Annotated in this window: 8 protein-coding genes; 3 read left to right on the top strand and 5 right to left on the bottom strand. The window is 67.6% G+C overall.

Annotated elements, in window-relative coordinates:
- Positions 1-3: 3 nt before the first annotated feature.
- Positions 4-1224, top strand: a complete 1221-nt coding sequence (menJ, locus tag WAN02_RS08560) for a menaquinone reductase (RefSeq protein WP_422263733.1) — start codon at positions 4-6, stop codon at positions 1222-1224.
- Here the strand turns inward: menJ and WAN02_RS08565 are convergent.
- Both WAN02_RS08565 and WAN02_RS08570 read right to left on the bottom strand, forming a co-directional pair.
- Positions 1221-2282 carry an LLM class flavin-dependent oxidoreductase gene (locus WAN02_RS08565; protein ID WP_422263727.1) on the bottom strand — a complete coding sequence of 354 codons (1062 nt, stop codon included), beginning with the start codon at positions 2280-2282 and terminating at the stop codon, positions 1221-1223. The genes menJ and WAN02_RS08565 overlap by 4 nt on opposite strands.
- Before the next feature lie 62 nt (positions 2283-2344).
- On the bottom strand, positions 2345-3037 hold the full coding sequence (locus WAN02_RS08570) for a demethylmenaquinone methyltransferase (RefSeq protein WP_422263728.1): 693 nt from the start codon (positions 3035-3037) through the stop codon (positions 2345-2347).
- A 59-nt stretch (positions 3038-3096) separates the two neighbouring features.
- Here WAN02_RS08570 and WAN02_RS08575 point away from each other — a divergent pair, with 59 nt between their 5' ends.
- A complete protein-coding gene (locus WAN02_RS08575; RefSeq protein ID WP_422263729.1) occupies positions 3097-3921 on the top strand; it encodes an SDR family oxidoreductase in 825 nt (274 codons plus the stop codon).
- Between the two features lies 1 nt (position 3922).
- Here WAN02_RS08575 and WAN02_RS08580 read toward each other — a convergent pair whose 3' ends face one another.
- Complete coding sequence (locus WAN02_RS08580) at positions 3923-5077, bottom strand: glycosyltransferase family 4 protein (RefSeq protein ID WP_422263730.1); 1155 nt, start codon at positions 5075-5077, stop codon at positions 3923-3925.
- A gap of 85 nt (positions 5078-5162) precedes the next feature.
- On the opposite strand from WAN02_RS08580, the gene WAN02_RS08585 reads away from it, so the two are divergent.
- Positions 5163-5792 carry a DsbA family protein gene (locus WAN02_RS08585; protein ID WP_422263731.1) on the top strand — a complete coding sequence of 210 codons (630 nt, stop codon included), beginning with the start codon at positions 5163-5165 and terminating at the stop codon, positions 5790-5792.
- On the opposite strand, the gene WAN02_RS08590 is transcribed toward WAN02_RS08585, so the two are convergent.
- Positions 5756-6268 carry a DUF3592 domain-containing protein gene (locus WAN02_RS08590; RefSeq protein WP_422263734.1) on the bottom strand — a complete coding sequence of 171 codons (513 nt, stop codon included), beginning with the start codon at positions 6266-6268 and terminating at the stop codon, positions 5756-5758. The two genes, WAN02_RS08585 and WAN02_RS08590, sit on opposite strands and share 37 nt — an antisense overlap.
- 26 nt (positions 6269-6294) lie before the next feature.
- Positions 6295-6933: thiamine pyrophosphate-binding protein (locus WAN02_RS08595; RefSeq protein WP_422263732.1), on the bottom strand; the 639-nt coding region annotated here is incomplete at its 5' end.

Here is a 6933-nt window from a genome sequence, read left to right on the forward strand (position 1 = left end):
CATGTGGAACTCGGCGCGGATGTGGTGGTCGTGGGGGCCGGACCTGCGGGTTCGGCGGCAGCCGGCTGGGCCGCCCGGGCGGGAAACGACGTCCTCGTCATCGACTCCGCCAGCTTCCCCCGCGACAAGGCCTGCGGCGACGGGCTGACGCCGCGTGCGGTCGCCGAGCTGGAACTGCTGGGCCTGGGCGAATGGCTGGACGCCCGGATCCGGCATCGCGGCCTGCGGATGAGCGGGTTCGGCGGCGAGGTCGAGGTGGACTGGCCCGGCCCGTCGTTCCCGTCGACCGGTAGCGCGGTGGCCCGCGTCGAATTGGACGACCGGATTCGCAAAGTCGCCGAGGAATCCGGTGCGCGTATGCGACTCGGCGTCAAAGTTGTTGGTGCTCATCATGATTCGTCGGCCCGGGTGACTTCGTTGACGCTGGCCGACGGGACGCAGGTCGGCTGTCGCGAGCTGATCGTGGCCGACGGTGCCCGCTCGACACTGGGCCGTGTGCTGGGCCGGCGATGGCATCAGGAAACGGTCTACGGCATCGCGGCGCGGGGATACCTGACCACGCCACGCGGCGACGATCCGTGGCTGACCTCACATCTGGAGCTGCGCTCGCCCGACGGCGCGGTGCTGCCCGGCTACGGCTGGATCTTCCCGTTGGGCAACGGCGAGGTGAACATCGGCGTGGGCGCGTTGTCCACCTCGAAGCGTCCCGCCGAATTGGCGCTGCGACCGCTGATGTCGTACTACACCGACCTGCGTCGGGACGAGTGGGGGTTCGAAGGCCAGCCGCGTGCGATGTCGTCGGCGCTGCTGCCGATGGGCGGCGCGGTCTCGGGCGTGGCCGGCCGGAACTGGATGCTGATCGGCGACGCCGCGGCCTGCGTCAACCCACTCAACGGCGAAGGCATCGACTACGGGCTGGAAACCGGCCGGCTGGCGGTCGAGATGTTGGGCTCGGGCGATCTGTCCAAGACCTGGCCGCACGTGCTGCAATCCCATTACGGCCGAGGGTTTTCGGTGGCCCGCCGGCTGGGGTTGTTGCTGACGTTCCCGCGGTTCCTGCCCGCGGCGGGCCCGATCGCTATGCGATCGACGACGCTGATGGGCATCGCGGTGCGTGTGATGGGCAACCTGGTCACCGACGATGACGCCGACTGGGTGGCGCGGGTATGGCGCGGCAGCGGGCTGGCCTCGCGATTGATCGATCGCCGAAAACCGTTCAGCTAATTGCGGAGTAGCGGCAGAACCTGGTCGCCGATTCGGGACACCTCGGGCAGATAGGGCGTGTCCGACAGGATGAAATGCGTGACGCCCAGGTCCCGGTAATGCTGCAGAGCGGCGGCCACCTCGGCGGCCGATCCGACCAACCACGTCGTTCCGGCTCCCTCGCCGCCGTATTTACTCGGCGTCGTGTACAGGCAGGAGTCGAGAACTTCTCCGCGGCCGGCCAGGTCGCTGAGCCGTCGCTGCCCCTCCGCCGATCCGGCGTCGTGCAGCAGCAGCACCGACGGTTTGCCGGCCAGTTCGGCGACCTTCCCCTCGGCGTCGCGCCATGCCTCTTCCGAGGTGTCGCGAACCAACGTCGTCACCCGCAGGCCGTACTCCAACGGCGCGTGCTCGCGGTCGAGTTTCTCGGACAACGCCTTGAGCCGTTCGATGCGTTCGGCGATCCCGTCGAGTGGCTCACCCCAGAACAGTTGGACGTCGGCCTCTTCGGCCGCGACTTCTTCCGCAGCGGCCGATGCGCCGCCGAAGTACAGCGTGGGATGACGGCCGTCGTCGGCGCCGAAGATCCGCGGCTCCAGCGTCGAGTGTTCGACGGAGAAGTATTCGCCGTCGAAGGTGACGTCCTCCTCGCGCCACAATCGACGGATCAGCTGCAGGAATTCGCGGGTCCGGTCGTAGTGGCTCGACTTGTCGAGGTCGACGTCGCCGTACGCCCGGGCGTCGTCGGCCCCGGTGACCACGTTCACCAGCAGCCGCCCGCGGCTGAGCTGGTCGAGGGTGGCGGCGGCGCTGGCGAAGTGCGCGGGGTTCCAGTAGCCGGGACGGATGGCGACCAGCGGGGCGAACGTCGTGGTCCGTGCGGCGATCGCGGTGGCTATGGCAAACGAGTCGGGCCTGCGCCAACCCGTGCCGATCAGCGCGCCGCCGAAGCCGCTCCGCTCGGCGCGCAGCGCCAGTTCGACTGAGTAATCCAGGCTGCCCCAGCCATCGACGGTGTCGTCGCCTCGGTGCCCGGACAACACAGTATTTGGGATATACCAAAGAAATTCGCGGCTCACCGGTCCCGATGGTTGCACACGAAGCACAACCGGACCAGACCGAGAATCAACGCGAATGAAAGTCAGCGCGGCGCTTTGTAGGCGGCGTGCAGGGCGACGATGCCGCCGGTGAGATTGCGCCACCGCACCGCCGACCACCCGGCTGCAGATATCTGGTGTGCCAGCTCAGGCTGGTCGGGCCAGGCTCGAATCGATTCCGCAAGGTACACATAGGCTTCCGGGTTGCTCGACACCGCCCGCGCCACCCGCGGCAGCGCCTGCATCAAGTACTCCTTGTAGGCCGTGGCGAACAACCGATTGGTGGGCGTGGAGAATTCGCACACCACCAACCGCCCACCGGGCCGCGTGACCCGGGCCATCTCGCGCAGAGCCGTGTCGCGCTCGGCGACGTTGCGCAGCCCGAAGCTGATGGTGACCGCGTCGAACACGTTGTCGCCGAACGGTAATCGGGTCGCGTCGCCGGCCACCTTCGGCACCATGCGGGCATGTCCCGCGCCGAGCATCCCGACGGAGAAATCCGCCGCCACGCACCACGCCCCGGAGGTGGCCAGCTCGACCGTCGATACCGCGGTGCCGGCGGCCAAGTCGAGCACTTTCTCGCCCGGGCCGATGTCCAGCGCGTTGCGGGTGGCGCGCCGCCAGTACCGATCCTGGCCGACCGAGAGCACGGTGTTGGTGATGTCGTAGCGCCGCGCGACGCCGTCGAACATCGACGCCACTTCACGGGGGTCTTTGTCCAGCGTTGCGCGGTTCACGCCATCGACACTATCGGCAATCCGGGAATGCGACGCCGACGGATGCGTTGAACAACGGCGTGACAGAAAAAGTTTGGTTCATCACCGGTACTTCACGAGGCTTCGGACGCGAATGGGCGATCGCCGCCCTGGATAGGGGCGACAAAGTCGCCGCCACCGCGCGCGACACCGCGACATTGGCCGATTTGGTCGACAAGTTCGGCGATGCGATTCTGCCGATCCAGTTGGACGTGACCGATCGCGCGGCGGATTTCGCCGCGGTCAAGCAGGCCCACGACCATTTCGGCCGCTTGGACGTCGTGGTCAACAACGCGGGCTACGGCCAGTTCGGCTTCGTCGAGGAGCTGTCCGAGCAGGATGCCCGCGATCAGATCGAGACGAACGTTTTCGGCGCACTGTGGGTCACCCAGGCCGCGTTGCCGTACCTGCGCGAGCAGCGCAGCGGCCACATCATCCAGGTGTCGTCGATCGGCGGCATCGTCGCGTTCCCCAATGTCGGCATCTACCACGCGTCGAAGTGGGCGCTGGAAGGCTTCTCCCAGGCGCTGGCGCAGGAAGTCGCGCCGTTCGGTGTGCACGTCACGCTGATCGAGCCGGCCGGTTTCTCCACCGACTGGTCCGGGTCGTCGTCACGCACGGCCGAGCCGCTGCCGGCCTATGCCGACCTACGCGCCGAGAACGAGAAGGTACGCAAAACTCGTTGGGCGGCACCGGGCGATCCGACAGCCTCGGCGGCAGCCGTGCTCAAGGTCGTCGATGCGGACGAACCGCCGCTGCGGGTGTTCTTCGGCGACGCGCCGTTGGGACTGGCGAAGGCCGACTACGAGCAGCGGCTACGTACCTGGGAGCAGTGGCAGTCGGTCGCTGAGCTGGCGCAGGGCTAGCTCACTGCCCCTGAGCGTGTTGCCGGCGCTCCATGCGCGCCCGGGCGATCGGCGACAGCACCGCCTCGTAGTGGCCGAGCAGCTGGTCGCAGATGGCGGGCCAGCTGCGCTCGAGCACGCTCTTACGGGCGGCCACCGAGTATCGCTGCCGTTCTTCGAGCAGGTGGGCGACCGCGTTGGGCAGTTGCGCTTCGAATTCCTCGACCTCCAACAGCAATCCGGTACGCCACGGCGTCACCAGATCGCGCGGTCCACCGGCATTGGGAGCGATCACCGGTAGGCCCGAGGCCAGGGCTTCCTGCACGACTTGGCAGAACGTCTCGTGCTCACCGGCATGCGCGAAGACATCCATGCTGGCGTACGCCGTGGCGAGTTCCTCGCCGTACAGTGCGCCGGTGAAAACGGCTGTGGGCATTGCCGATTGAAGTTTGGCGCGGTCGACGCCGTCGCCGACGATGACCACCTGCACGTTGCCGGCGGCGGCCAGCGGCGTGAGCCGCTCGACATGCTTCTCCGGCGCCAGCCGACCGACAAATCCGACGATCGGCTTGCCGTCCGGCGACCAGTGCTGCCGCAGGGCCTCGTCGCGGGCCGACGGCGCGTAGCCGATCATGTCGACACCGCGCGCCCAGTGATGGACCCGCGGAATGCCATGAGCAACCAGCGATTCCATCGTTGCGGTGGATGGCGCCAGGGTGCGGTCGGCCATCCGGTGCAGATGGCGGAACCACGCCCAGGCCGCCCGCTCGGTCATGCCGATCCCATAGCTGGCCGCGAAACCGGGCACGTCAGTCTGATACACCGCGACGGTCGGCACCCCGAGCCGACGGGCCGCCTTCACCCCGCCCCAGCCGAGCAGGGCGGGCGACGCCAAATGCACGACGTCGGGCTCGAATCCGCGCAGCACCCGCAGAATCCGTGGCATCGGGAGGCCCAACGGCAGGGTGGTCACCTTCGGGAACATCCAGGACGGCACCCGGTGCACCCGGATACCGTCATAGATACGATCCGCGGGCTCCTCGCCGTGCGGGGTATCGGGCGCGATGACAAGGGCTTCGTGGCCGGTGCGGCGAAGATGCTCGAGTGTTCTGATCACCGAGTTACTCACGCCGTTGACGTGCGGGAGAAAGGATTCCGCGACAATCGCTACTCGCACACCATCACGGTGGCAGCGTCGACTGTCGATATGGTTACCGACTGGCGTACTCGACACGAACTCTGACCCAAAGGGGGCTCTGACAATGCGGTCCTACCTGGGCGTATTGGCGGCCATGCTGGTCTTGGTGATGTTCACCACGAATACCGCGCACGCCGACGTGCCGCGAACCCTCGACGGCGACGGTGTGCTGGTCGGATCGGGGATCGCCCCGGTTCAGTTGGCGATCTTCTGCGAACCGCAATGCCCGCACTGCGCCGAGTTCGAGTCGACCGACGGCGACCGATTGGCCGCCGCGTTGGCCAGCGGCCGGGTGGCGGTCACGTATCGCTGGATGACGTTCCTGGACGGCAGGCATCACAACGACGTGTCGGCCCGCCTCGTCAACGCACTGTTCCTGGCGGCCGACCCGGCTGCATCGCCGACGGCGTATCAGGCTTTCGTGCAAGACCTTTACCACCATCAAAGTGCTGACGGCCCAAGTAACGACGCCGTCGCAGCGATGGCGCGCGAAAGCGGATTGCCCGACGTGGTGGCCGACCGGATCGCAGCCGGCGACAACGTGGTCGACACCGCCGCGGTCAACGACTCCAACAAGGCACGCCTCAAGGAGGCGAGCCCGGACAACCCCGGCACCCCGACCATCTACGACCTGAACACCAGAAGTGTTGTCGACACTCAAGATCCGGGCTGGCTCGACGCGCTGGCCAGCTGACGATCCAGCCGCTTGTCCAGGTAGGCCAGGCCGGTCAGAGCCGCGGCGGCGATCAGCCAGCCGAGCACCGCGATGGATCCCGCCGGGATGATCGCCAGCTTGGCGTTGCGGTGTTGCACCCGAACCAGATTGGGGTTGCGCTTGTCGTATTCGACGTAAATCCGCATGCCCGTTGCCAATTCGGACGGATACAGCACGCCGAGCTCGGGCCGGTAGGTAACCCGGTCCGGCGTCACGAACTCGATGGTGGAGCGGCGCGGACCGGCACTGAGCACCTCGGCCTCTGCGACACCCATATTGTGTTTGATGGCAAAGTCATTGCGCACGGCACCGGCCACCAGCAGCAACGACTGCAGCGTGATCAGACTGGCCACGATCAGCACCCCGATGCGGGCCCAACGGATGGCGCGGTGCCCGCGGGTGTTGGGAAACTCGCCGCTGCGGCCGTGAATGAGAATGCGCCACCAGGCTTTCAGCGCCGCGAGGGCACCGGCGAGTCGATTCACAAGGCGGCCTTGATCGCAGCGTGCAACTGCCGCAGCGAGGATCGGTCAGCTTTGACCTCGAGCACCCGCAGTCCGGCGGCCGGCTCGTCGAGTGCGGCGCCCAGTGCGTCGACCTCGATCTGGCGACTGTCGATGTGGTACGCGCGGCACAGCGCGCCGACATCGACGTCGTGTGGAGTGCCGAACACCCGGGCGGACAGGTCGGAGAACCGCGGGTCGCCCTGCTCGAGCAGTTCGAAGATGCCGCCGCCGTTGTCGTTCGACACCACGATGGTCAGGTCGGTCGGTACCGGCTCGGTCGGCCCGATCAGCAGGCCGGAACTGTCATGGACGAAAGTCAGGTCACCGATCAGGGCGATGGTGCGGCCACCGGTCGGGTCGTGAGCCAGCGCAGCCCCGATCGCCGTGGACACCGTCCCGTCGATGCCGGCCACCCCGCGGTTGGAACGCACCTCGATGCCGTGCGGGTTCAGGCCCACCAGCGCCACGTCGCGCACCGGATTGGAGGCGCCCAGCACGAGTTGGTCGCCTGGCCGCAGCACGTCGGTGACGGCGGCGGCCACGTGTAGGCCGGTGGTCAGCGGGTGGGCGGCAAGCTGCGCACGGACAGCGGCGACGGCGTGCCCGTTGAGTTC

It is taken from the genome of Mycobacterium sp. (assembly GCF_049281135.1).
GTDB lineage: Bacteria > Actinomycetota > Actinomycetes > Mycobacteriales > Mycobacteriaceae > Mycobacterium.